This window comes from Pseudomonas sp. BSw22131 (assembly GCF_026810445.1).
Lineage (GTDB): Bacteria > Pseudomonadota > Gammaproteobacteria > Pseudomonadales > Pseudomonadaceae > Aquipseudomonas > Aquipseudomonas huanghezhanensis.
The window spans coordinates 4,020,824-4,045,531 of record NZ_CP113949.1; the positions used below are offsets into that span (position 1 = coordinate 4,020,824).

The 24,708-nt window shown below is 60.0% G+C and carries 25 protein-coding genes and 1 pseudogene; 17 read left to right on the forward strand and 9 right to left on the reverse strand.

What is annotated here, in order from left to right; genetic code table 11:
* Positions 1 to 390 precede the first annotated feature (390 nt).
* On the reverse strand, positions 391 to 1,146 hold the full coding sequence (locus tag OYW20_RS18010; RefSeq protein WP_268797290.1) for a spermidine synthase: 756 nt from the start codon (positions 1,144 to 1,146) through the stop codon (positions 391 to 393).
* A gap of 167 nt (positions 1,147 to 1,313) precedes the next feature.
* Between OYW20_RS18010 and OYW20_RS18015 the strand changes: the two genes are divergently transcribed.
* Positions 1,314 to 2,660 carry a class II 3-deoxy-7-phosphoheptulonate synthase gene (locus tag OYW20_RS18015; RefSeq protein WP_268797291.1) on the forward strand — a complete coding sequence of 449 codons (1,347 nt, stop codon included), beginning with the start codon at positions 1,314 to 1,316 and terminating at the stop codon, positions 2,658 to 2,660.
* 14 nt (positions 2,661 to 2,674) lie between these two features.
* Here OYW20_RS18015 and OYW20_RS18020 read toward each other — a convergent pair whose 3' ends face one another.
* The gene (locus tag OYW20_RS18020; RefSeq protein WP_268797292.1) at positions 2,675 to 3,922 is read right to left on the reverse strand and encodes a winged helix-turn-helix domain-containing protein; all 1,248 of its coding nucleotides are present in this window, start codon (positions 3,920 to 3,922) and stop codon (positions 2,675 to 2,677) included.
* 50 nt (positions 3,923 to 3,972) lie between these two features.
* The gene (locus OYW20_RS18025; protein ID WP_268797293.1) at positions 3,973 to 4,206 is read right to left on the reverse strand and encodes a DUF1127 domain-containing protein; all 234 of its coding nucleotides are present in this window, start codon (positions 4,204 to 4,206) and stop codon (positions 3,973 to 3,975) included.
* 97 nt (positions 4,207 to 4,303) lie between these two features.
* Between OYW20_RS18025 and OYW20_RS18030 the strand changes: the two genes are divergently transcribed.
* A complete protein-coding gene (locus OYW20_RS18030) occupies positions 4,304 to 5,158 on the forward strand; it encodes a LysR substrate-binding domain-containing protein (protein WP_268797294.1) in 855 nt (284 codons plus the stop codon).
* Between the two features lie 3 nt (positions 5,159 to 5,161).
* On the opposite strand, the gene OYW20_RS18035 is transcribed toward OYW20_RS18030, so the two are convergent.
* On the reverse strand, positions 5,162 to 5,908 hold the full coding sequence (locus tag OYW20_RS18035; protein WP_268797295.1) for a sulfite exporter TauE/SafE family protein: 747 nt from the start codon (positions 5,906 to 5,908) through the stop codon (positions 5,162 to 5,164).
* A 211-nt stretch (positions 5,909 to 6,119) separates the two neighbouring features.
* Here OYW20_RS18035 and OYW20_RS18040 point away from each other — a divergent pair, with 211 nt between their 5' ends.
* Positions 6,120 to 6,593, forward strand: coding sequence for a MarR family winged helix-turn-helix transcriptional regulator (locus OYW20_RS18040; RefSeq protein WP_268797296.1), 474 nt, complete (start codon positions 6,120 to 6,122; stop codon positions 6,591 to 6,593).
* Positions 6,594 to 6,798: 205 nt separating this feature from the next.
* A complete protein-coding gene (locus OYW20_RS18045; protein ID WP_268797297.1) occupies positions 6,799 to 7,218 on the forward strand; it encodes an organic hydroperoxide resistance protein in 420 nt (139 codons plus the stop codon).
* A gap of 191 nt (positions 7,219 to 7,409) precedes the next feature.
* Here OYW20_RS18045 and OYW20_RS18050 read toward each other — a convergent pair whose 3' ends face one another.
* Together OYW20_RS18050 and earP are read right to left on the reverse strand one after the other, a co-directional pair.
* A complete protein-coding gene (locus OYW20_RS18050; RefSeq protein ID WP_032626910.1) occupies positions 7,410 to 7,979 on the reverse strand; it encodes an elongation factor P in 570 nt (189 codons plus the stop codon).
* A gap of 87 nt (positions 7,980 to 8,066) precedes the next feature.
* Complete coding sequence (gene earP, locus OYW20_RS18055) at positions 8,067 to 9,200, reverse strand: elongation factor P maturation arginine rhamnosyltransferase EarP (RefSeq protein ID WP_268797298.1); 1,134 nt, start codon at positions 9,198 to 9,200, stop codon at positions 8,067 to 8,069.
* Between the two features lie 128 nt (positions 9,201 to 9,328).
* Between earP and OYW20_RS18060 the strand changes: the two genes are divergently transcribed.
* The 3 genes from OYW20_RS18060 (at position 9,329) to OYW20_RS18070 (ending at position 10,575) form a co-directional block, all read left to right on the forward strand.
* Positions 9,329 to 9,736, forward strand: a complete 408-nt coding sequence (locus tag OYW20_RS18060; protein WP_268797299.1) for a hypothetical protein — start codon at positions 9,329 to 9,331, stop codon at positions 9,734 to 9,736.
* A gap of 27 nt (positions 9,737 to 9,763) precedes the next feature.
* Positions 9,764 to 10,246 (forward strand): GreA/GreB family elongation factor, encoded by a 483-nt coding sequence (locus OYW20_RS18065; RefSeq protein WP_268797300.1) that lies wholly within the window; start codon positions 9,764 to 9,766, stop codon positions 10,244 to 10,246.
* A 122-nt stretch (positions 10,247 to 10,368) separates the two neighbouring features.
* On the forward strand, positions 10,369 to 10,575 hold the full coding sequence (locus tag OYW20_RS18070) for a hypothetical protein (RefSeq protein WP_268797301.1): 207 nt from the start codon (positions 10,369 to 10,371) through the stop codon (positions 10,573 to 10,575).
* A 124-nt stretch (positions 10,576 to 10,699) separates the two neighbouring features.
* On the opposite strand, the gene OYW20_RS18075 is transcribed toward OYW20_RS18070, so the two are convergent.
* Positions 10,700 to 12,229 carry a cryptochrome/photolyase family protein gene (locus OYW20_RS18075; RefSeq protein ID WP_268797302.1) on the reverse strand — a complete coding sequence of 510 codons (1,530 nt, stop codon included), beginning with the start codon at positions 12,227 to 12,229 and terminating at the stop codon, positions 10,700 to 10,702.
* A gap of 192 nt (positions 12,230 to 12,421) precedes the next feature.
* On the opposite strand from OYW20_RS18075, the gene OYW20_RS18080 reads away from it, so the two are divergent.
* The 9 genes from OYW20_RS18080 (at position 12,422) to OYW20_RS18120 (ending at position 22,156) form a co-directional block, all read left to right on the forward strand.
* Positions 12,422 to 12,994 carry a DUF1003 domain-containing protein gene (locus tag OYW20_RS18080; RefSeq protein ID WP_268797303.1) on the forward strand — a complete coding sequence of 191 codons (573 nt, stop codon included), beginning with the start codon at positions 12,422 to 12,424 and terminating at the stop codon, positions 12,992 to 12,994.
* 159 nt (positions 12,995 to 13,153) lie between these two features.
* The gene (dkgB, locus tag OYW20_RS18085; RefSeq protein WP_268797304.1) at positions 13,154 to 13,957 is read left to right on the forward strand and encodes a 2,5-didehydrogluconate reductase DkgB; all 804 of its coding nucleotides are present in this window, start codon (positions 13,154 to 13,156) and stop codon (positions 13,955 to 13,957) included.
* Positions 13,958 to 14,305: 348 nt separating this feature from the next.
* Positions 14,306 to 15,043, forward strand: coding sequence for a FadR/GntR family transcriptional regulator (locus tag OYW20_RS18090; RefSeq protein ID WP_268797305.1), 738 nt, complete (start codon positions 14,306 to 14,308; stop codon positions 15,041 to 15,043).
* A complete protein-coding gene (locus tag OYW20_RS18095; protein ID WP_268797306.1) occupies positions 15,040 to 16,041 on the forward strand; it encodes an ABC transporter ATP-binding protein in 1,002 nt (333 codons plus the stop codon). Before OYW20_RS18090 ends, OYW20_RS18095 begins: the two co-directional genes overlap by 4 nt.
* Entirely contained in the window at positions 16,038 to 17,159 is a 1,122-nt protein-coding gene (locus OYW20_RS18100) for an ABC transporter ATP-binding protein (RefSeq protein WP_268797307.1), read from the forward strand. The genes OYW20_RS18095 and OYW20_RS18100 overlap by 4 nt, the downstream gene beginning before the upstream one ends.
* On the forward strand, positions 17,156 to 18,655 hold the full coding sequence (locus OYW20_RS18105; RefSeq protein ID WP_268797308.1) for an ABC transporter substrate-binding protein: 1,500 nt from the start codon (positions 17,156 to 17,158) through the stop codon (positions 18,653 to 18,655). The genes OYW20_RS18100 and OYW20_RS18105 overlap by 4 nt, the downstream gene beginning before the upstream one ends.
* A gap of 43 nt (positions 18,656 to 18,698) precedes the next feature.
* Entirely contained in the window at positions 18,699 to 19,643 is a 945-nt protein-coding gene (locus OYW20_RS18110) for an ABC transporter permease (RefSeq protein WP_268797309.1), read from the forward strand.
* On the forward strand, positions 19,643 to 20,527 hold the full coding sequence (locus tag OYW20_RS18115; RefSeq protein WP_268797310.1) for an ABC transporter permease: 885 nt from the start codon (positions 19,643 to 19,645) through the stop codon (positions 20,525 to 20,527). The genes OYW20_RS18110 and OYW20_RS18115 overlap by 1 nt, the downstream gene beginning before the upstream one ends.
* Before the next feature lie 33 nt (positions 20,528 to 20,560).
* A complete protein-coding gene (locus OYW20_RS18120) occupies positions 20,561 to 22,156 on the forward strand; it encodes a gamma-glutamyltransferase family protein (RefSeq protein WP_268797311.1) in 1,596 nt (531 codons plus the stop codon).
* A gap of 795 nt (positions 22,157 to 22,951) precedes the next feature.
* Here the strand turns inward: OYW20_RS18120 and OYW20_RS18125 are convergent.
* Together OYW20_RS18125 and OYW20_RS18130 are read right to left on the reverse strand one after the other, a co-directional pair.
* Positions 22,952 to 23,302 (reverse strand): DUF202 domain-containing protein, encoded by a 351-nt coding sequence (locus OYW20_RS18125; RefSeq protein ID WP_268797312.1) that lies wholly within the window; start codon positions 23,300 to 23,302, stop codon positions 22,952 to 22,954.
* A complete protein-coding gene (locus tag OYW20_RS18130) occupies positions 23,299 to 23,703 on the reverse strand; it encodes a YidH family protein (protein ID WP_268797313.1) in 405 nt (134 codons plus the stop codon). The genes OYW20_RS18125 and OYW20_RS18130 overlap by 4 nt, the downstream gene beginning before the upstream one ends.
* A 232-nt stretch (positions 23,704 to 23,935) precedes the next feature.
* On the opposite strand from OYW20_RS18130, the pseudogene OYW20_RS18135 reads away from it, so the two are divergent.
* Positions 23,936 to 24,697 (forward strand): annotated as a pseudogene (locus OYW20_RS18135) (GGDEF domain-containing protein).
* Positions 24,698 to 24,708: the final 11 nt, after the last annotated feature.

Below are 24,708 nucleotides of genomic sequence, written 5' to 3' on the forward strand. Positions count from 1 at the left end.
TGCCGTGTAAGACCCTAGAGTCGCCCTGGCTGCTTTGTCGGCGGGGATTTGCGAAAACGTATTGATGAATGGATCGTCAAGGATAGTTCGCGAGCGAACGAGTGTTCGAAGATGGCTTCGAAGACCAATACCGTGGCGAGGGCCCTGTTAAAGGCCGGCGCGCACTATACCGGAATTGCGCAAAAATGTGAGGGTTTTTTTTGACACACATCGGGCCCTGCGTCCAACTGTCACAGGCTTTGCGCAAACTCTTGACCGTGTATTCGTCTACAAAGCCCGATAAGGCTGCGGCTAAAGCTTAATCGTTTAACCTCGTGCAGCCCTGGCGCCCTGCTTCGATCCTCCCCAATCGCAAAAATCCAGCCATGAGCCAAGGTGCTGCGCAGACAATCAGCTGGCAGGACGCACGGCCTTGATCAGCGTCGAGAGCGAATAACCCAGTTCTGGCGCCAGCGTGTCGGCACGTTGATTGAGCGCATCGAGGTCGAGGGTCTGATCGAGGTCAGCCGGCACGATCAAAATCACGTTGCCCTCCTTGACGGGCAACTCCCAATAGTGGCGGTGATAGAGCCCGCGCAGCAACGCCGCGCCCAGCGGTTTGCCGTCGTCGGACGCCCACTGATTAATAACCAGCCAGCCGCCCGGGTTGAGCCGCTGCTGACAGCTTTCCAGGAAATTCCACGCCAGATGCCCAACCCCGGGACCGGTGTCGGTATATAGGTCGACGAAGATCAGATCAGCCGATTCGGCGCTGGGCAGCAATTCCAGCGCATCGCCGATGCGGATGTATAACCTCGGATCGTCCGCCAGCCCCATGTACTCCATGGCCAGGCGCGGCACATCCGGACGCAGCTCAATGGCTTCGACGTCGTCCAGCGGCAGAAACTTCAGGCAAGCCTGGGTCAACGTGCCTGCACCGAGGCCCATGAACAGAGCACTTTCAGGCAAAGGGTGGCATAACGCACCGATCAGCATGGCACGCGTGTAATCGTATTCCAGCCATGCCGGATCCGCGGTAAAGGTGCAGCTCTGCTCGATGGCGTCGCCAAATTCGAGGAAGCGATACTCGTCCACTTCCAGCACGCGAATCATGCCGAAGGCGTCATGCACCTCAGCCAATACGCGCTCTACGCGCTCCTCAGTCATTGCCGCTCCTACAGCGTGGCGCGCGCCCGAACCCGAGCGCGAAAGCGCGGATTGTCGTCTCTGCGCCCGGTCGCAGGCAAGCGCGACCCGGCGATCCGACAGATTTCGCGCTGTCCCGACCCGGACTGCTAACATGCCCGTCCGATCGCACTGACCTCGAGTTCATGATGAGCCAACCCTGGACCCCCGACAGCTGGCGGGCCTTGCCCATTCAGCAGCAACCTCAGTACCCCGACGCAGCGCACGTGTTGCGCGTCGAACAAACCCTGGCGAGCTACCCGCCTCTGGTGTTCGCAGGCGAAGCCCGCGAGCTGCGTCGACAGTTTGCCGAGGTGACCGAGGGCCGCGCCTTTCTGCTGCAGGGCGGGGATTGCGCAGAAAGTTTTTTCGAATTCTCGGCGGCGAAGATTCGCGACACCTTCAAGGTGTTGCTGCAGATGGCAATCGTCATGACCTTCGCCGCGGGCTGTCCGGTGGTCAAGGTCGGGCGAATGGCTGGCCAGTTCGCCAAGCCGCGCTCCTCCAACGATGAAACGATCGATGGAGTGACGCTCCCGGCCTACCGCGGCGACATCGTCAACGGTATCGGCTTTGACGAAAAAAGCCGCGTGCCGGACCCGGACCGCCTGTTGCAGGCCTATCACCAGTCCACGGCAACGCTGAACCTGCTGCGGGCATTTGCCCAAGGTGGCTTTGCAGACCTGCATCAAGTCCACAAATGGAACCTGGATTTCATCGCCAACTCGGCGCTGTCGAATAAATACAGCCAGTTGGCCGACCGCATCGACGAAACGCTGGCCTTCATGCGCGCCTGTGGCATGGATACATCGCCCCAGTTGCGCGAGACCAGCTTTTTCACCGCCCACGAAGCGTTGCTGCTTAATTACGAAGAAGCGTTCGTGCGGCGCGACAGCCTGACCAATGATTTCTACGATTGCTCGGCGCACATGCTCTGGATCGGCGACCGCACCCGACAACTCGATGGCGCTCACGTCGAGTTTCTGCGCGGCGTCAACAACCCGATTGGCGTCAAGGTCGGGCCGAGCATGAAAACCGACGATCTGATCAGGCTGATCGACATCCTCAACCCGGAGAACGATCCCGGGCGACTCAATCTGATTGCGCGCATGGGCGCCGACAAGGTCGGCGACCACTTGCCTGGATTGATCCGTGCGGTCGAGCGTGAGGGCAAAAAGGTGCTGTGGAGTTCTGACCCTATGCACGGCAACACGATCAAGGCGAGCAGTGGTTACAAGACCCGCGACTTCGCGCAGATCCTTGGCGAAGTGAAGCAATTCTTCCAGGTGCATCAGGCTGAGGGCACTTACGCGGGCGGCATTCATATCGAGATGACCGGGCAGAATGTCACCGAATGCATCGGAGGGGCGCGCCCGATTACCGAGGACGGCTTGTCAGACCGTTACCACACTCATTGTGATCCGAGGATGAACGCCGACCAGTCGCTCGAGTTGGCGTTCCTGATTGCCGAGACGTTGAAAGAGGTACGGCGGTAACACGCCGGATAACGCTAGAGAAAATCGTGCGAAGACGCGATAAACGCCAGTCGCAAGCGCGCGGCACTCGCGCGCTGGCAACTGATCTGAATCTGCGGCAGACCCAGCCAGTCTGCAAGTTGCCGCAGGTTGCGGGCCAAGGCCTGCATGCCCTGCTCGTCCAGCCCCGACGATTCTTCATGAACGGCGTGCACCGCAAGGCGACCGCCCGCGCGCGCTGCACGCAAATCGATGCGGGCGGCGATGTGTTCGTTGTACAAAAAAGGCAGGACGTAATAGCCGTACACGCGCTTGATCTGCGGCGTGTAGATTTCCAGCCGATAGCGAAAGTCAAACAGTCGCTCGGTTCGCGCACGCTCCCAGACCAACGAATCGAACGGTGACAGCAACGCGCTTGCCTCGATTTTGCGCGGTACTTTCAGGCCGGTCAGCGCATACGCCGGTTGCTTCCAGCCTTCGACGCGCACGGCTTCAATCAGGCCCGCTTCTACCAGTTCTGCCAACCCGGCTTTGGCAGGCGCGGAGTCCTGCCGAAAGTAGTCGCGGATATCCTTTTCAGTGCCAACGCCCAACGCCTTGACGGCGTGCAACAACAACCCACGCTGAGCCTCGCCCTCAGACATCTCAGCATGATTGAGCACGGCCGATGGCAGCACCCGTTCGGGCAAATCGTACAGCCGCTCGAAACCGCGACGCCCGGCAACCGTCACTTCCCCGGCGGCAAACAGCCACTCCAGCGCGTGCTTTTCTGCGCTCCAGTCCCACCAGGGCCCGGCGCGCTCCTGACGCGTGCTGATACTGCCGGCGCCCAGCGCACCCTGATCCCGGACGGTCTGCAATACCCGGCCAATTGTCGCCTGTTGCTCACGTCCGAATTTGGCCATTTGCTGATAAATGCCTTCGCCCTGCAACGCACGCTGCATGCGCCAGCGCATCAACGGGTAAAACGAGACGGGCAGCAGAGAGGCTTCATGGCCCCAGTATTCAAAAAGAGTGCGATGCCGGCCCTGGCTCCAGGCGGCTTCATCCAGCAACGATTGCGAGTAGGTTCCCAAGCGCGAAAACAGCGGCAGGTAATGCGAGCGAACCAGCGCGTTCACCGAATCGATCTGCAATACCCCGAGGCGTTCGATCAATTGCCGAACATGGCTGGCCTTGATCTGCGCTGGCGGCTGACGCCCGTTGAAGCCTTGGGCGGCCAGCGCCACACGACGCGCCTGTTTGAGCGACAGCGCTTGATGAGAGGTCGGTTGCACAGCCATTCAGGTTCTCCTGATCGATACACAAACCTAACCGATCACCACCGCAGCTGTCAGTGTTTCATCGGATCGTCCCAGAATGGGCGTTCGACTTCCTGAAGGACATCAGCCCGACTCAAGCCGATGTCCTTCAGCGCGTCGTCACTCATGCTCGCCAGTTGCCGACGCTCGCGGTGCAACTGAAGCCAGCGCCGCATGTGGCCGACGAGCGAGGAGAAGGCGCGCTCGACGAACGAATCGCGAGACAGTGTTTTGAGTACCAGCACGTAACCTTTTTGACTTTTCATCTTCTTGCCCTCCAGTTGGGGATGGGCAGAGTGTTGCGCTGGGGCTATGATCAATCCAACGAATGTTTGTAATGTATTGCATCTAGGGAATTGATGTATGGCGACCTACCCAAGTATCGACAGCGAACTGCTGCGCACCTTCGTCGCGATTGCCGACCAGGGCGGCTTTACCCGCGCAGGCGAGGCCGTCAATCGCACACAGTCGGCGGTCAGCATGCAGATGAAACGCCTTGAAGAAGACGTGGTGCAGCGACCGCTTTTTCAGAAAGACGGGCGCACGCTCAACCTCACCGCAGAAGGCCAGGTGCTGCTCGGCTATGCGCGGCGCATCCTCAAACTGCACAGCGAAGTATTCAATACGCTACGTGAGCCGCACATGATCGGCACGGTCAAAATCGGCACTCCCGATGACTACGTCATGCGCTTTTTGCCAGGGATTCTGTCGCGTTTCGCGCAGACTTACCCGCTGGTGCAAGTGGAGGTGCACTGCGAGTCGTCCAGCCAGTTGCTGTTGCGGCAAGACCTTGATCTGAGCATCGTCACCCGGGAGCCCGGCAAGGAAATCGGACAGATCCTGCGTCAGGAGCGATTCGTTTGGGCTGAAGCGGTCGGCTTTTGCCCACACGAACAAACGCCAATGCCGCTGGCAATGTTCAATTCGGACTGTTTTTGTCGTTCATGGGCGGTCAACGCGCTGGAGGCGATGCAGCGTGAATACCGCATCGCCTACACCAGCGCCAGCCTGTCGGCGATCATGGCAGTGGTCAGCGCCGGCCTGGCGGTGACGGCGCAATTGCAAAGCCTGATCACGCCTGACCTGCGGATTCTCGGCGATCAGGAAAACCTGCCGCAACTGCCCTCCGCGAGCATCGTCCTGCTGCGCAATCCGAACAATCCTTCACCGATCACCGAGTGTCTCGCCGACCACATTGCGGAGGGCTTCAAGCTGTAGACGTCAGAGGCGAAACAGCAGCAGCACCGCGCACAACACCAGAAAAACACAGAACAGCGAGCGCAACATGCGCTCCGGCAGACTGTGGGCCAGCGCCACGCCCCAACTGATACTCGCCAGACCGCCAATCGCAAGCGGTATGCCCATGGCCCAGTTGACGTGATCATGCACCGCGTAAGTCGTCAGGGTAATGGCGGTACTGGGGGCTGCCAGTGCCAGAGCCAATCCTTGCGCAGCGACCTGCGTAGCACCGAAAACGCCGGTCAGGATAGGCGTGGCGATGACCCCGCCGCCCACCCCGAACAGCCCGGCCGTGACACCGGAACCCAATCCCAGCAAACACAGCCACCTGCCATGGCGCAGCTCGGGACCGGCGCCACCTTTGCGCCAGAACATCTGGATCAGGTTGAACAACGTCAACACCACTAAAAACCCGACAAAACCGATACGCATGCTTTGCGGATCGACCCTGACCGCCCACAACGAGGTCAGCCAGGACGCGATGAAGCTAGGCACGATCAACATCATGGCGTTGCGGACCGAAATCCGGTTGCGCTGGTTGTAGCGCCACAACGCCAGCAAGACGTTGGGCAATACCATCAACAGCGCAGTGCCTTGGGCCAATTGCTGATCAAGGCCGAACAACACGCCCAGTGCCGGAATCGCCACCAGCCCGCCGCCAATCCCGAACAAGCCACCCAGCGTGCCCATCGCGGCGCCGAGCAACAGGTGCATCAACATCTCGATCACGCATCACTCCTCGTTTCAAATGCTGAGCGCATGCTAACCAGTCCGTCAGCGTAGGGAAATCGGCAGACTGCAAGTAGTACAACGCTCGCGCGCGCCGGCACTTCGATACATCACCGCGCATCCAGCCTCGCAACCTGCTGTAGGATTTATCTGGTGCATTAAAGAATGCGGCACTAAATTAGGCGCCAAAGACCACCACGAGGAACCCTCGATGACTGCCGACAATGACGTCAAGACCTCCGCCGCTGGCAACTGCGACGCGTTGCTGCTCGACAACCAGTTGTGCTTCGCGCTGTATTCCACTTCATTGATGATGACCAAGGTTTACAAGCCGTTGCTGCAAGCGCTTGGTCTGACCTACCCGCAATACCTGGCAATGCTGGTGTTGTGGGAGCGGGACGCGATCACGGTCGGAGAGATCAGCGCCCGTCTGCTCACCGACCCGGGTTCGCTGACGCCGTTATTAAAACGTCTTGAGGCCGACGGCTTGCTTGATCGCGTGCGCAGCAAAGAAGACGAGCGCGTGGTGCAGTTGTACCTGACCGAGCGAGGCAAGGCGCTGCAACAGGAAGCGCTCACGGTCCCGCATTGCATCCTGGCAGCCAGCGGGATCAGCGTTGAACTGTTGCGTGACCTGCAGCAGAAACTTATCGATCTTCGCGCCAACCTGAACGACAGTCTTTGACGTCTTTGACCCAAGCCCCCGTGCTTTAAAACGTCACACCCGCTTCGTAACATCTTGGCGAAGCGGAACAGACTCAAAAAAATTTCAAAATTTATCTTGCGCGCAAAACAACACAGCACTACATTTATCTCAACTGCTTAGCGCACAAACATCTTGCACCACGCAGACACACCAAATCCATGAATCGACAAACGAGGAATACACCATGGAAGTTATCTACACCGCAGTTGCAACCGCTACCGGTGGCCGTGATGGCCGTGCTGTTTCCAGCGACAACGCGTTGGACGTCAAGCTGAGCACCCCGAAAGAACTCGGAGGCGCAGGCGGTGACGGCACCAACCCCGAGCAACTGTTCGCGTCGGGTTACTCGGCTTGCTTTATCGGCGCATTGAAGTTCGTCGCCGGCCAGAACAAGCGCAGCCTTCCCGCAGATGTTTCGGTGACCGCCGACGTCGGCATTGGCCAAATCCCTGGTGGTTTCGGTCTGGACATCGACCTGAAAATCAGCCTGCCAGGCCTGGAGCAAGCCGACGCACAATCGCTGGTCGACGCCGCTCACGAAGTTTGCCCGTACTCGAACGCCACTCGCGGCAACGTAGATGTTCGTCTGCACGTTAGCGTCTGAGCCGAAGTATTCAGCGCGCTGACGGGCCCTATCGCGGGCAAGCGCGCTCCTGCAGAAATAGGCGATCCACTGTAGGAGCGCGCTGCCCGCGAAGGCATTAGCCGCCACGCCGCCAAAACCGCAGACAAAAAAAAGCCCCGACTCTCGCGAGCCGGGGCTTTTTGCATTTCAGTGCTGCTACAACGCTGTGCTTACTTTGCACGGCCTTTGTAGGAACCGCCTTCGCGGGTATCGATCTCGATGCGGTCACCGATTTCGATGAAGTCAGCCACTTGCAACTCAGTACCGTTGCTCAGCTTGGCAGGCTTCATGACTTTGCCGGAAGTGTCACCGCGTGCGGAGCCTTCGGTGTAATCAACCACACGTACGATGGTGGTCGGCAGTTCTACCGAAACCAGACGCTCTTCAAAGAAGATCGCTTCGCAGACATCAGTCATGCCTTCTTCAACGAATGGCAGAACGGCTTCGATGTCTTCAGCGTTCAGTTCGTACATGGTGTAGTCAGTGGTGTCCATGAACGTGTAAGTGTCGCCGCTGATGAAGGACAGGGTCGCTTCTTTACGGTCGAGGATCACGTCGTCCAGCTTGTCATCGGCGCTGTAGACGATTTCAGTCTTGTAGCCGGTCAGCAGGTTCTTCAGCTTGGTCTTCATGATCGCGCTGTTACGGCCCGACTTGGTGAATTCAGCTTTCTGAACCAGCCAAGGGTCGTTCTCGAGCCTGATCACGGTACCGGGTTTGAGTTCTTTACCAGTTTTCATTACGAATATCCGAATTTGGATGGAAGTACTTTCTAAGCCCTGTACGAAAAGCCACTTTTCGTACAGGGCTTAATACAAGGCCGCGTATCATAGCGAATTTCGATAAAAGCTTACTAGCGCAGTCGTCAGATCGTTATGCAAAGCCTGATCCAGACACCAGCGCTCGGCGTGGGCGCTCAATTCAGGCCAGTTTTTCATAAGGCCAAGCCAGCTTTCGCGCATGTCCTGCCCCGCATTCCAGCGGTGGCAGAACTCACCGAGCACCTGGGCCGCTTCCCGCGACAGACCCACCTGGTACAACTCCAGAAACGCATCCAGCTTGGCCCAATGCGCGTCATCGTCCTGTTCATAGATGTGCCAGATCAGCGGCCGACCAGCCCATTGCGCTCGGATGAAGGAGTCTTCGCCACGCACCACGTTGAATTCACAGCACCAGAGCAGACGGTCGTAGTCCTCCTGCCGCACGAACGGCAACACCTGAACCGTCAGCGCATTGCGTTGATTCAGATCACCGGCCTTGAGCTCATCAATGCCAAGCCAACGCTGCACGTCACCGATGATCCGACCTTCAGGCACCAGCAAATGGGTGTTGCGATCATCGAAGGCCAGGCAATCAAGCCAACTGCCCAGCCCGGAATGCTCGTAGGCAAACAGCGACACCAGCCGTGCGCCGGATTCGGGGGCGATACCCAATTGCGACAGGAAGGACCGCTGTAACTGCGCGTCTGCCTGAAACGCCTGACGCTGCGCGATCAATCCCGCCTCGCGCAGCAGCCCGCCCGTCTTGTCAGTGAACCCCGGAAAGAAGAAGTACTTGCGCAGCCCCGACGATTGTATCGACGGCAAGCCGTGGCAGCCGGGCACCCAGTCTTCGGCGCTCAGGTATTCCAGATTGAACCACAACGGCCTTTTTTCGCAGGCGAGCATCGCGTCCAGATAGACCGCAGGCAAGCGACAGGCGAAGGCTTCGATGACCACGTCCGCAGGTGTGACCGGCGGCCACTCGGCGGGCCAGTGACACACCGTGACGCCGTCGCAAACTTGCCGTGCAGCTTTTGAATCTGCGCCAGGTCGCAATCGCGCGAACGCCGATAAGTCATCAATCCAGAGACGCACGTCGAACCCGTGCTCTGCCACCAGTTGCCGGGCCAGACGAAAGGTCACGCCCACGTCGCCAAAGTTATCCACAACCGCGCAGAAAATATCCCAAGAGGCTCTCATCCCAGCTCCTCGTGGATGTCGAAAAGTGCGGATTGTCCTTCATAACCGCGCACGATCACCAGCCCCGAACGTGCGACAATCGGCGCCTGTCCATGCGCATCCCTCTCATGCCAACTCTGGAGTCTGTCATGCCCTCCTCAGCACGCCGCCGCGAAATACCCATCACCCTCAATCCGCTGAAACTGCTGCTGTGCATTGCGCTGGGCATCTGGCTGGGATTCATCGCGATTGCGCTGACCGGATGGCTGGTGTTCAAGATGCTCCCGGCTGAACAGACTCAGGCGCTGAGCAACGCAGCCGCCCAGCTCATAGCGCCGTCGCCGGCCCCGCCCAAAGCAGCAGCCCCGAGCGATAACCCGATGTTTGATCAGTACCGGCAGATCCTGCGCGACAGCGAGCAGCGCCAGGCCCAGGACGGCGAACAGGCCGAGCGGCAGCGGTCCTTCAATGGCCCCAAGTGTCAGTTCTGGATGCAGCAGAACCAGACCGCGCCCAGCGAAAAGAGCCGCGCCAGTGTTTATCAATTCTGCGGTTGATACAGACGAATGAATGAATCGAGCCCCATGAGCAAGCAGCAGGTTTTGCTACAGATCATCGAGACGCTGAAGGTCGACCTCGATGTCGCCACGCGGGCCGCGCAAACGGCCTACGAAACGGCAACCCATGAAGAAAATATCGCTGAAAACAAATACGACACGCTGGGACTCGAAGCCTCGTATCTGGCGGCGGGTCAAGCGCGACGAGTGGAAGAGATTCGCCAGTCGCTGGTGCGTTATCAGGCGTTCACGCTTGAGCCGCACGATGACCAGCGCGGCATTCAACCGGGTGACCTGATCACTCTGGAATCCGCCAGCGGCCAGCGCCAGCAGCTGTTTCTGGGGCCTGATGCCGCCGGGTTAAAACTGCATCACTGCGACGCCTTGGTCACTGTCATCACCGCGAAGGCGCCGCTTGGCCAAAGCCTGTTGGGCAAGCTCGACGGCGACGCGGTCGAGATCAACGTCAATGGCGCCCGGCAATCTTTCGAGATCGTGCAAATCCTGTGATCCGTTGATCATTTGCAGGGTTGAAGCGTCAGACTTTTTATGGGTAAGGTGAGCAGTCGCACACAATCGGTGAACCCGGAAGATGGAGCCGGGAGACAGGACCCATTAAAAGGAGATATTTCATGACGAACGTCATCGCTTTCCCTGACGCCCATGAACGTGATCACCTCAAGTCCAGTGACCACCAAGGGTTGAGATACCTGAACAAGAAAGAGCGACTTTTGATCGACAGACTGCGCCTGACCAGCCATGCAGGGCGCCAGTATGTGTTCGACTACGCAACCATCATGCAGCAGACCAAACCGCTGCACCCTGATCCGGTGGATTGAATAGGTCGACCGCACTCTGTGGGAGCCAACTTGTTCGCGAAGCGGCGTATCTGAAACACCTCGCTGGCCGCCTCGCCAATAAGTTGGCCCCTACCGAAGAAGTGTCACGGCGCAAGCGCGGGTATCACAGCGCATCCAGGTTTCCACGCCACGTGGCGGACTGCTCCTGTAACGCGACAACGTCCGCCTCCTCCATCCTGCCCAGCGTGCGGTAAACCATCCCCAGCCGGTGGTTGGCTTCCAGTTGCTGCTTGTTGCGCAGAAAAAAATCCCAATACAACGCGTTATAAGGGCACGCCCGCTCGCCAATGCGTAGCTTCTTGTCGTAGTAGCAGCCTTTGCAGTAATCGCTCATCCGGTCGATATAGGCTGCGCTCGATACGTAAGGCTTGGTTGCCAGCATGCCACCGTCGGCAAACTGGCTCATGCCCAACGTGTTCGGCAATTCCACCCATTCAAATGCGTCGATATACACACCCAGATACCACTGATGCACCTGAGCCGGGTCCAGCCCTGCGAGCAGCGCGAAGTTGCCGATCACCATCAGTCGCTGGATGTGATGCGCGTGGGCGTTGTCCAGTGAACTGCCAATCGCGTGAGCCATGCAGCGCATCTGAGTCTGGCCATCCCAGAACCACGATGGCAGCGGCAGATCGTGACCAAACGCATTGAGCAAGTCATAGCCCGGCATTTGCGCCCAGTAGACCCCGCGCACGTATTCGCGCCAGCCCAGAATCTGCCGGATGAAGCCCTCGACGGCAGGCAAGGGCGCCGCGCTTGAGCGATACGCTGCCTGCGCGCGGTCCACGACCTCACGCGGGCTGAGCATTTTGGTGTTCATCGCAAACGACAGTTGCGAGTGAAACATCCGCCAGGCATGAGCGCTCATCGCGTCCTGAAAATCCCCGAAGTGCGGCAAGGCCAGTTCGATGAAGTCTTCAAGTTGCTGTAATGCCTCGTGCCGGTTCAAAGGCCAGGCGAGCTGCTCTGCATCGGGCTTGCCGAAACTGCCGACGCCGGCCTCGACGATGCTTTGCCACAGCGCCGAGTGGTCGTGACGCGGGCGCATGTCTTCAGGCTCGAACGGGGTGCCGGGCCAGCGCTTGCGGTTGTCGTGATCGAAGTTCCACTGCCCGCCCGAGGGCTTTTTATGCGCGTCCATCAACACATCGTGGGTGGTGCGCATATGCCGGTAGAAATGCTCCATCAACCACTGCTTGCGTCCGCTGAATTGCCGGGCAGCGGCGTCGCGAGCGGTGTAGAAGTGCTCGCTGTCGACCATGCGCGACTCAATGGAAAGCTGCGCACACCAAGTGGCCAGTTGCTGATCCAGGCGATACTCATCCGGCGCCTGATACTCGAAACACGCGGCCTCGTAATGCTCGATGAGCGCGTCGAGGTTGGCGGGCAAAGACTGGCGGTTATGGACGTCATCGATCCGCAGGTAGCGCACCCGGTGGCCTTGCGTTTTAAGCACCCGCGCCAGATCGCGCATCCCGGCAAAGATCGCGAGGATTTTCTGCGCGTGATGCAGCACGTAGTCGGTCTCCTGACGGATTTCCATCATCACGTAAATCACGTCCGTGCGCTGCTCTTGAAACCAGCTGTGACACGGGTTGAGTTGATCGCCGAGTATCAGACGCAGGGTTGTCATGGGTTGATCCGGTCTCTCAAAAAAGCGCGGTTACGACGGGGTCGAACGCTTGGCCATACGCGCTGGAAAAACTTAGAGCGGGCGCAAACCCAGGCCGTTCAGCGCAGGTTCAGTGGGTCGCGCAACAAGGCCATACAAAGCCACGGAGGCCGAGCCTATAGTGGCGCATGTCTTTGTCCGCAGGAACTCATCATGCCTAACGCAGCGCCTGACTCTTCAGCTCCCGCGAGCAACACCCCAAAACGCAAACCGCTGGTGGATCATCTGCGCTTTCACAAGGGCCATGCGCACCTGGCGCCGACCTTCGGCAATGACGCATTTGCGCTCAAGGCCGAGGCGTTTGCGCGGTTCTTCGGCACGCCGACATTTCTGGGGGCGCAGACGTTGATTGTGGTGCTGTGGGTGGTGGCTAACGTGACCGGGCTGGTGGCGTTCGACGTGTACCCGTTCATTCTGCTGAACCTGGCCTTCAGCCTGCAATCGGCTTATGCAGCGCCGCTGATATTACTTGCCCAGACCCGTCAGGCAGCCCGCGACAAGGCCAACGCCGATGCCGACGCGCAACACCGCGAGGCGCTGGCGGTGGCCAACGACGAACGCCTCGCCCACGCCGCCCAGAACACCGCGCAGATGCTCGAACTGCTTGAGCAGAACACCCGGCTGACGCAACTGACCAAAGAACTGAGCGAGCGCATTGAAACCCTGACAGCGGACATGCATCAGCATTTTGTGAAAAAGGAAAACCGTCCTGCCCCGCAGCTTTGAGTGCCAATAGATCCCACGCATTGTTGATGAACCCGCTCTGGATTTTTTTGATTCATGCGCTGAGGTCAACTGTCTCTTGCCGGGCACGCGGTGTTTCCCGACCGAACGAAACGGGATACTGGGCCTCTGATTTCAGACATTCCCCTGATGGAGCATTCAATGACTGTCCCTGCATTCGGCCTCGGCACGTTCCGCTTGAAAGACCAAGTGGTGATCGACTCGGTGACCAACGGCCTGGAAGTCGGCTATCGCGTTATCGACACCGCACAGATATACGGCAACGAAGCAGAAGTCGGCAAAGCCATCGCGGCAAGCGGTATACCGCGCGATGAGCTGTTTATCACCACCAAAATCTGGACCGACAACTTTTCCGCTGACAAGCTCATCCCTAGCCTCAAGGAAAGCCTGGCCAAACTGCAAACCGACCACGTTGACCTGACGCTGATCCATTGGCCGTCGCCCGAAGGCAAGGTGCCGGTGGCGGAGTTCATGACCGCCCTGCTGGAAGCCAAGAAGCAAGGACTGACGCGCCAGATCGGGGTGTCGAACTTCACCGTTGCCTTGATGAAAGAAGCCATTGCGGTGGTGGGTGCCGAGAACATCGCTACCAATCAGATCGAGCTGCACCCGTACCTGCAAAACCGCACAGTGGCCGAATTCGCGCAGCAGCACGGCATTCAGATCACCTCGTACATGACGCTGGCGTATGGCGAAGTGCTGAAAGACCCGGTGCTGCAAAAAATCGCGCAGACGCACAATGTCAGTGCCGCCCAAGTGACCCTGGCGTGGGCGATGCAGCTCGGTTATGCGGTCATCCCCTCTTCGACCAAGCGTGAGAATCTGCAAGCCAACCTCAAGGCCGTGGACCTTACCCTCAGCGACGCCGAGATGGCGCAGATCGCAGCGCTGGAGCGTGGCCATCGCCTGACCAGCCCCGGCAGCCTCGCGCCACAGTGGGACTGATCGGTTAACCCGAAACGGGAGGTGGAAGCGCTCGCCGCGCCACCTCCCTTTCGAGCACTGCTGCGCACAGTAACGATGCGCACGTGCCTTAAATGCTCACCGATATCCCTCTCTGCTTAAATTGGTTCACTTCCTCTCGAACCAATCCTCCGATCCCAGTGAACCAGCCGCTGAACCATTCAGGGATTGGCCCATGCCCGCGTCGCTACCGCCGCCCCCGCTTCACAACACTCGATTAAACCACCCGAACCAATTCCAATTGGCATCGCTATTGCACCCATCCTCGTGCGGCAATGCGGCGTAACGGCTGCGTTCGCACATTCCTTTCAGCTGTCACGAGAAACCACGATGGAAAGGCTCGAGACTGACGCGACTTGCGACAACACCTCAAAACTGGCCCTGGATGCTTTGCGCCAAATGGTCGCCCAACAAGCGGCTTTCCCCCAGCGAGCGCTGCCCACCGAGCGTGAACTGGCAGTGGATTTCGGCGTGAGCCGGCGAGCGATTCGTCGGGCGCTGTCGGTGCTGGAAGCCGAAGGGCAGATCTGGCGTCGTCAGGGCAAAGGCACCTTCGTCGGCCCTACGCCGCCCAGCGCGTCCATGAGTTTCGCCAAGTTATCGAGCCGAACCAATTTCAGTGAAGTCATGGAAGCACGGCTGCATCTGGAGCCTGCGCTGGCGTCATTGGCAGCGGTCAGGGCCAACGGCGAGCAGATGGCAATCCTAAGGCGTCTTGCCGAGCGCACCACTCGCCAGCAACACGCCACTGAAATCGACGCCGAGGGTATCGAGCTATGGGACAGCGCGCTGCATCGCGGCATCGCCGAAGCGGCAGGCAACCGTCTGATGCTGGACATCTTTGAAATGCTCGACGCCATCCGCCTTGATCCGGCCTGGCGCGACCTGCGCCAGCGCGCACGCAACACCGACCGCCTGAGCACTTACAGCCACGACCACGACGACATCGTCAACGCCATCGAAAGCCGCGATCCGATCAAGGCCGCAGCCGCCATGCGCGGGCATTTGCGGGCGCTGCAACAGGCGCTGGACAACGTCATTCATCAGGACCTTGAGGCGAGCCTATGAACCCGCAACTTTCCCAACGCCCGGTCCTGAGCGTCAGCAACCTGACCGTGCGCTTCAAGGGCGCCCCGGCCAACGTGGTCGACGGCGTGTCGTTTTCGGTACAGCCGGGCAAAACCCTGGCCATCGTCGGCGAGTCCGGCTGTGGCAAAAGCGTGACCTCCATGGCCCTGATGGGCTTGCTGCCGGACACCGCCACGGTTGAGGCCAGCGGCTCCAGCCTGCTGGATGAAACCTTGCTGGGCATGTCCGATGAACGCCTGCTGAATGTGCGCGGCAACCGCATGGCGATGATTTTCCAGGAGCCCATGACCTCGCTCAATCCGGTGTTCACCATCGGTGAGCAGATCGCTGAAAGCGTGATGCGTCATCAGGGCGCCTCCAGCAAAGAGGCTCGCCAGCGCGCCTTGCAGATGCTTGAAAAGGTCCGCGTGCCGGATGCCGCCCAACGCCTTGATGCCTGCCCGCATGAACTCTCCGGTGGCATGCGTCAGCGCGCGATGATCGCCATGGCACTGGCCAACGACCCCGCGTTGATCATTGCTGACGAACCGACCACGGCGCTGGACGTGACGATTCAGGCGCAGATCCTGTCGCTGATCGGCAACCTGCAAGCCGAGACCGGCACGTCGATGATCCTCATCACCCACGACCTTGGCGTGGTCGCCGAAGTGGCCGACGAGGTGATGGTGATGTACGCCGGCCAAGTGGTTGAAAGCGGTTCGGTGAAAACCCTGTTCGACGACCCACAACACCCCTACACCATCGGCCTGATGGGTTCGATGCCGTCCATTGGCCCGCGCGAGGGCCGTCTGGCAACCATCAACGGCCGCGTGCCGACTCCGGCAGAAATGCCCGAGGGTTGCCGCTTTGCCGGACGCTGTCCGTTCGTCATCGCCGCCTGCCGCGCCGCCCGACCGACGCTGATCGAGGTGTCGGCCGGACATTTTGCCGCGTGCATTCGCGTCCCTCTGGAGCAGCATCTGGGAGTCAGCGCATGAACCTGCCCGAACGCAACACCGCTGCAACACCGAACACGCAAACGCCCATCCTGGAAAGCATCGCGGTCAGCAAACACTTCAGCAGTGAAGCGGGCCTGTTTCAACGAAAGAAGCCGCCAGTACAGGCTGTCAACGAAGTGTCACTGGCGGTGCGCAAAGGCGAAACCCTGGCGCTGGTGGGAGAATCCGGTTCGGGCAAATCAACCCTCGGCCGGGTGCTGCTGAACCTGCTCAAGCCCACCGCCGGTGACGTGATTTATGAAGGCCGCAATCTGGCCAATCTCACGCCGGAGAAGCTGCGCCAAGTGCGTCGTGATCTGCAGATCATCTTTCAAGACCCGTTCGCCTCGCTGAACCCGCGCATGAGCGTCGAAGCCATCGTCGGCGAGCCCATCTGGCTGCACCGCGACGACAGCCGCAACGCCCGTCAGGACAAAGTCGCCGAACTGCTGCGCACGGTCGGGCTGGCGCCGGAGCACAGCAGCCGTTATCCCCATGAATTTTCCGGCGGTCAGCGCCAGCGCATCGGTATCGCACGCGCACTGGCGTCGGAGCCACGCCTGATCCTGGGGGATGAGCCCGTGTCAGCGCTGGACGTTTCGGTGCAGGCGCAAGTGGTCAACCTGCTGGAAGACCTCAAGCATCAGTTCGGGCTGACGCTGGTCATTGTTGCCCACGGCCTGGCGGTGATTCGTCACATGAGCGACCGGGTAGCGGTGATGTACCTGGGCGAAATCGTCGAGCTGGCGCCGGTCAACGCGCTGTTCGAGACGCCGTTTCATCCCTATACCCAAGCGCTGATGGCGGCAGTGCCGGTGAGCCATCCCGACCTGCGCCACCCGCGCCCCGTGCTGGGCGGCGACATGCCAAGCCCGAGCAAGCCACCGTCGGGCTGCCGTTTTCACACCCGCTGCCCGCACGTCAAACCCTTGTGTCGTGACGTGAAACCGGTCTTCGAAACCGTCGAAGCCGAGCGTCAGGTGGCCTGCCACTACTGGCGCGAAATCGCCAACGCCGGGGCGGGCTCGCTGGTAGTACCAACGCCCTCGGTCGCCTACACCCAACGCCTGAATCTATTCAAAAGCCATCAAGCCCTATCTCTGGAGAGTCAGCCATGAAGTTCGCCCAACTGATGACGGGAACGCTGTTACTGCTCGCTGCGAATGCTGCTTTTGCCGAATCCACACTGCGCATCGGCATCCAGGACGATCCGGACGTGCTCGACCCGCACCGCTCGCGCACCTACTCCGGCCGTCTGGTCTACACCGCGCTCTGCGACAAGCTGGTGGACATCAACCCACAGCTCAAATACGTGCCGCAGCTGGCCACCGCCTGGAACTGGAGCGAGGACGGCAAGACGCTGACCATGACACTGCGTGACGGCGTGACCTTTCACGACGGCGAGGTGTTCGACGCCGCTGCCGTGAAGTTCAACCTGGACCGCGCCCGCACCCTGCCCGACTCGTTGCGCAAAAGTGAGTTGTCTTCGGTGGAAAGCGTTGATGTGATCGATGCCAAGACCGTCGCGATCAAGGTGAAGCAGCCTGACGCGACGCTGATTTCTCAGCTGTCGGACCGCGCCGGCATGATGCTCGCACCCAAGGCGTCTGCAACCGAAGTGGGCTCGAAGCCGATTTGCTCAGGGCCTTACAAATTCGTGCAGCGCGTTCAGCAGGATCGCATCGTGCTGGAGCGTTTCGACAACTACTGGAACAAGCAGGCGTACCACTTCGATAAAGTGATTTTCCTGCCGATTCCGGACACCTCGGTGCGTCTGGCGAACCTGCGTTCGGGCGACCTGGACATCATCGAACGCGTCGCACCCACCGACGTGAAGACCGCCAAGGCTGACAGCAAATTGCAGGTCTTCAACACGCCGGGGCTGGGCTACATGCAGATGATGTACAACACCAATAATGGCGAGCGCGCCAAGACGCCGATCGGTCAGGACAAGCGCGTACGCCAGGCGTTCGAGCTGGCCATCGACCGCGACGCGATCAATCAGGTGGTGTTCGAAGGCCTGTTCGCGCCGAGCGCCCAGCCCTTCCCCACCAGCAGCCCGTATTACGACAAGAGCCTGCCAATCCCTGCGCGCGACGTTGAACGGAGCAAGAAGCTGTTGACCGAAGCCGGGGTGAAAATGCCCTACGAAGTCGAGCTGAAAGTCGCTAATAACCCCATCGCCCAGCAGGTCGGGCAGATCGTCCAGGCGATGGCCGAGGAAGCCGGCTTCAAGGTCAATCTGGTCGCCACCGAATACGCCACGCTGCTGAGCGAACAACAGTCGGGCAACTTCCAGATCGGCATGAGCGCCTGGTCGGGCCGTCCTGACCCGGACGGCAATATTCATCAGTTCGTGACGTGCAAGGCTGGCCAGAACGACGGCCATTTCTGCGACCCGAAACTGGACGAGCTGCTGAACAAGGCGCGCACCATCAATGATGAGACGCAACGTCAGGCGCTGTACTTCGAAGCCCTGCGTCTGATCGCCGTCGATGTGCCGGGCACTTACCTGTACTTCGACCCGCGCATCATTGCCATGCGCAGCAATATCACCGGTTTTGTACCGAGTCCCGATGGGCTGATCCGCCTGAAGGATGTGGCGTTCAAATGATCTCCCGCCCTGCGGGTAACCGGTTCGGCTTCGAGGATTGCGCATGCTGATGTTCATTTTCAGACGCTTGCTCAGCGCCATTCCGACGCTGATTCTGGTGTCGCTGTTTGTCTTCACCCTGCAAAAACTGTTGCCCGGCGACCCGGTGCTGGCCATGGCCGGTGAAGAGCGCGATCCAGCGGTGATGGAGTATCTGCGCGACAAATACCGGCTCAACGATCCGGTGCCGCTGCAGTACATCCATTGGGTCGGCAACGTGCTGCAAGGTGACTTCGGTACCTCGCTGCGCACCGAGCAGCCAGTCACCACGCTGCTGGCGTCCAAGCTGCCGGTGACCATTGAGCTGGCGGTCCTGGCGTTGATCATTGCGCTGTTGATCGGCATTCCAACGGGCGTTATTTCTGCGGTGCGCAAAGGCACTGCGGTGGATTACGGGGCTAACATCTTTGCGCTGTCGGGCATTTCGATTCCGCACTTCTGGCTGGGGATTCTGTTGATCATGATCTTCGCCGTGAAGCTGCAATGGCTCCCCGCCTCAGGCTTCGTGCCGCTGAGTGAAGACGTCGGGCAGAACCTCAAAACCCTGATCCTGCCGGCGTTTGTGCTGGGCGCCGGACTGTCCGGCGTACTGATGCGCCACACCCGTAGCGCGATGCTCGAAGTGCTGCGCGCAGACTATGTGCGTACCGCTCGCGCCAAGGGATTGTTCCCGCGAACGGTGATCCTCAAACACGCATTGCGTAACGCACTGATGCCCATCGTCACCCTGACCACGTTGCTGTTTGGCGAATTGCTGGGGGGTGCAGTCCTGACCGAGCAAGTGTTCAGCATCCCGGGCTTCGGCAAGATGATTGTCGATGCGGTGTTCAACCGCGATTACGCCGTGGTGCAAGGCGTGGTGCTGTGCGTCGCCATCGGCTTTCTGTTGCTCAACCTTCTGGCGGATGTGTTGTACCGCATGATCAACCCGCGCTTGAGGACGGCCTGATGACTTCCATAGCACCGCTCGCTTCGCGCGCCACAGACATTGCCCTGAAGCCCCGCACCCGTTCGCCGTTCGTGCGTAAATTTCTCGCCAACAAAGGCGCTGTGATCGGTTCGGTGGTGTTGCTGGTGTTCATCCTCGCCGCGCTGCTGGCGCCGTGGATTGCGCCATACGATCCGCTCAAGGCCAACTTCCTGGCGGTACGCAAAGCGCCGTCGATGATGTACTGGCTGGGCACTGACGAACTGGGCCGCGATCTGTTTTCCCGTCTGCTGTGGGGCGCGCGCAGTTCATTGCTGGCAGGCGGCGTCTCGGTGGCGATTGCGATGGTCATCGGCGTACCGCTGGGGCTGATCGCAGGGTATTTCGGCGGCAAGCTGGACGCGGTCATTTCGCGCATCATGGAAGCGTTGTTGTCGTGTCCGTTTCTGGTACTGGCGATTGCCTTGGGCGCATTTCTCGGCCCCAGCCTGACCAACGCGATGATCGCCATCGGCCTGTCGGCCATGCCGATCTTTTCCCGACTGACACAGGGCCAGGTCCTGGCAATCCGTCACGAGGATTATCTGGAAGGCGCCCGCGCCATTGGCCTGCCGGACCGCTGGATTATCCTGCGTTACGTGCTGCCCAACGTGATGTCGCCGCTGGTGGTACAAGCCACGCTGACCATCGCCTCGGCCATCCTCGCCGAAGCCAGCCTGTCTTTCCTCGGGCTGGGGCAGCAACCGCCCTCGCCGTCCTGGGGCTCGATGCTCAACACCGCAAAAAACTTCATGGAACAGGCGCCCTGGATGTCGATTGCCCCCGGAGTGGCGATCTATATCACGGTCTTGTGTTTCAACCTCTTGGGCGACGGCTTGCGCGATGCCCTCGATCCAAAAAGCTGACCCCCTTCGTTTACTGCCAAAGAGAGCCTATTGATGTTTGACGATCTGGATTACAGCCAACCTTATGCGTCCGCCCGCTCGCCGGTGATGGGTAACAACATGGTCGCCTGCTCACAGCCGCTGGCCGCTCAGGCCGGTCTGGACATGCTGCGCAAAGGCGGTAACGCGGTGGATGCAGCCATTGCTGCGGCCATGGTGCTGACCGTGGTAGAACCGACCGGTTGCGGCATTGGCAGCGACGCATTTGCCATCGTATGGGACGGCAAGAAGTTGCAGGGCCTCAACGCCTCGGGCCGCTCGCCTAAAGGCTGGACGCCGGAACACTTTGCCGGTCAGAAAGAAATGCCCCAGCGCGGCTGGGGCGCCGTGACGGTGCCGGGCGCTGTATCGGCCTGGGTTGCGCTGTCCGAGCGCTACGGCAAGTTGCCATTCGAGACCCTGGCCGAGCCTGCTATTGGTTATGCGCGCGACGGCTATCAGGTCACACCGATCATCGCCGAGTTGTGGCGCCGTGGCGCTGACCTGCTGAAGGATCAACCCGGTTTTGCCGAGTGTTTCCTCCCGGGCGGCAAGGCGCCGAAAGCCGGTGAAAAGATTCGTCTGAAGGACCACGCCAATACCCTGGAATCCATCGCGGCGACCAAAGGCGAGTCGTTCTACAAGGGTGAACTGGCGCAAGCGATCATCGCGCACGCTCACGTCAACGGCAGCGTCATGAGCCTGGACGATCTGGCGAGCCACAGCGTTGACTGGATCGACACGTTGTCCGTGCCGTATGCGGGCGCCGTGGTTCACGAGTTGCCACCCAACGGCCAGGGCATCGCCACCCTTTCGGGCCTGACGATGCTTGAAGCACTGGGGGTGGGCGAGCATCCGGTGGACAGCGTCGAGACGGTTCACCCGGTGCTGGAGGCGATGAAACTCGCCTTGGCCGACCTCGATGAACACGTCGCCGATCACGAGCATATGCGCCTGCAATCGGCGCACTTGCTGGACCCGGCGTATCTGATGGAGCGCGCCTCGCTGGCCACTGAGATGGCGGCCAATCCTGGCCACGGCTCGCCCAAGGCAGGCGGCACGGTGTACCTGTCGGCGGCGGACGAGAGCGGCATGATGGTCTCGTTCATTCAGTCCAACTACATGGGTTTCGGGTCTGGCGTTGTGGTGCCGGGCACGGGAATAAGCCTGCAGAATCGAGGCGCGGGCTTCACCCTGGACCCAAATCACGTCAACACCGTCGCGCCGGGCAAGCGGCCGTTTCACACGATTATTCCGGGTTTTGTGATGAACGCGGACGGCACGCCGCTGATGTCTTTCGGCTTGATGGGTGGCCCGATGCAGGCACAAGGGCATTTGCAGATGATGATGCGCATCCTGCGCTACAAGCAAAACCCGCAAGCCGCAGCCGACGCGCCGCGCTGGAGGCTGGAAGCCGGGTTGAAAGTGGCCGTCGAGCGATCGTTTGATCGACTGGTGGTCGCAGAGCTGCGCGCCAAAGGCCACGACATTGAGGTGGAAGAGCCCAGCGGCGTGTTCGCCTTCGGCGGCGCGCAGATCATCCAGCGCACCGAGCATGGCTATGTCGGCGGGACGGACCCGAGAAAGGATGGGCTGGTCGCGGCGTATTGAGCGTCGCGTCGAGGCTGGCTCACTACCCTGAATAGCAGAGCGAACAAGGGGCCGAAGATGATTCGGCCTCCTCGCAAGGCTCACTCGAACAAGGAGTGTGTCACTCGATCCCTACCGGGCTCACACGGGTGTGGCTCAATAGCTGCTGGGCAAAAATCTGTAAGACTCGATATCTGCTGGCACCATGCGTACGACTTAACATCTGCGCGGCACAATGCTTACGACTCAACATATGCTGGCCGCACAATCTGTAGGAGCGAATTCATTCGCGAGAGGCCGGTGTGGCTGGCACTTTTTTTGTTGCGCTAGCCAGTGCGGCTTGGCCTTTCTGACTCGCTGGTTAATGGGTGTATATCCGTTATCTCGGGGGGCTGCCGGTATTGGTTTCGCTCTTACAGCGAGTCACTTTTTGCAAGAGCCCAAAAAGTAACCAAAAAGGCCCTGCTCCGATGTCCGGCCCGACTTCGTCGGGTTCCCTCACTCCGGCATTGCTACGGGGACACGCCGCCATCGGCCATCCATGGCCGGGGGCGGCTAGCGCGGCATCCATGCCGCGCTGTCCCCTCCACAACGCCTGCGTTCGGCCTACCAAAGTCGCATTTTGTGTCGTATTCAAAAGCTCGGTATGACACCAAATCTTTACACCCTTTGCGTATCACTCAAAAGCTCGGCATGGCGCAAAACCTGTAGGAGCGAATTCATTCGCGAGGCGTCGGGGTTGATTCATCGCCAACTATCGCTTAACCCAAAGCCGGGTTCTACAAAGGTCGTGTGGCGTACAGGCAGGCGGAGTGATTACGGGAAAAGCAACGCATACGCGCCGATCAGGCTCAGCACGATCACGGTCATACCGAGCACCACGACTTCACGCAATGGCGCGGGAATACGTTCCTGGCGCATGCCTTTCGAGCTTTTGCGGTAGCGGGCGTTCAGGCCGATCTGCACCAGCAGGCTTGCCACCAGTGCGACGATGACCGGCATCAGCGCCCATAAACCAAAGTGCGGAATCCAGCGCAAAAACAGCGTGCAACAGATGATCAATGTCATCAGCGTGCGTCGCCATGCCAGCAGCGTGCGCTCCGGCTGCAAGCCCGGATCGTCGTGGCCGATGACGGCCAGGTGGCGATCCCCTGCGCGACGAATCACGACGCGCCGACCGCCAGAAACACAATCAACCCAGCTGCCACCAAGGCCCCGCCCAACGACAGAATCGGTACCAGCACCGGTAATGGCAGCGGTTTGCGCTGGCGCATGGCGCGCTCGACCTTCAACCAGCGAACGCAGGCACTGGCGCTCACCAGCATCGCAAGCACCAGCAGCGTCAAAGCCACCGCCCTGCGTAAATCATGGCTGAACACTTCACCCGTGAAGGCCTCAACCGCAACACCGCCTGCCAGAAACGCCAACGCGGTGCGAATCCACGCCAGAAACGTTCGTTCATTGGCCAGGGTAAATCGCGGGTCGGGTTCGCAGCCGGGGCCTAACAACGAAGCACTGACGCGGTCGCGCTCAGGGGCTGCTGGTTTGGAGGAGTCCGGGGGATTCATGTCGCACCGTGGTCGGGTAGAGTGCGCAAATCATACCGCCCACGCCCCTGAAAGGCCCGCGCCGGTTACCGTGTTAAAAAAGAGCCGTCGGCGGATGCTATATGAGTGTCGCGTAACCGGTTGCCAGGCCGCCCCGCGACGCCAACTACCACCGGCACCTCCATTGCACAGGGCGAGTTATTCAACAAATACCTTACCGAGCACTATGAAGTGCACGGCAACCTTCATTTCGATGCTCGATCAAGTCAAGCGCATCTATGGCTACAAACGGCTGGATACCTACCCACTGGTGGTGCTGGCCGGGCTGTCCGAGTACGAGGCCCTGGCTGAGTGGCGCCAGAGCGCCTGGCGCTCGCTGCTGGTTATCGCCAGCGCCCTGATTGCCAATCTGCTGTTCGGGCTGCTGTTGTTCCAGCAAATACGCTTTGGACTCAAAGCCGAATCACAACTGCGCATTGCCAGTCATTCACTGGAAAAACTCGCGCTGGCCGACAGCCTGACCGGACTGGCGAACCGTCGGCATTTCCAGGAGATCCTCACGCTTGAGTTCCCCCAGGGCCATGCGAACCTGCACCCGTTGAACCTGATCATGATCGACATCGACTGGTTCAAAAGCTTCAACGATGAGTAAGGTCATGTAGCGGGCGACAACTGCATCGTTGCCGTGGCGGACTGTTTGCGCAATTGCCTGAACCGCAAGGGCGACCTTGCCGTGCGCTATGGCGGAGAGGAGATGGCGGCGTTTGTGCCCTGCAACGACTCAGCGGGCGCTTTTGCGCTGGCGGAGAAAATCCGTCTAGCGGTGCTCGCCAGGAACATCGAACACGCGGGCAACCCGATGGGCATCGTCACCATCAGCCTTGGCGTGTACACCTGTCTGCCCGGCGAGTGCCTGAGCATGGAGACCGTCGTCGAACAGGCTGACACCGCCGTGTACAGCGCCAAACATCAGGGCCGCAACAAGACGGTGATGCAGCCACTTCAATCGACCTGACGATGCCGCAC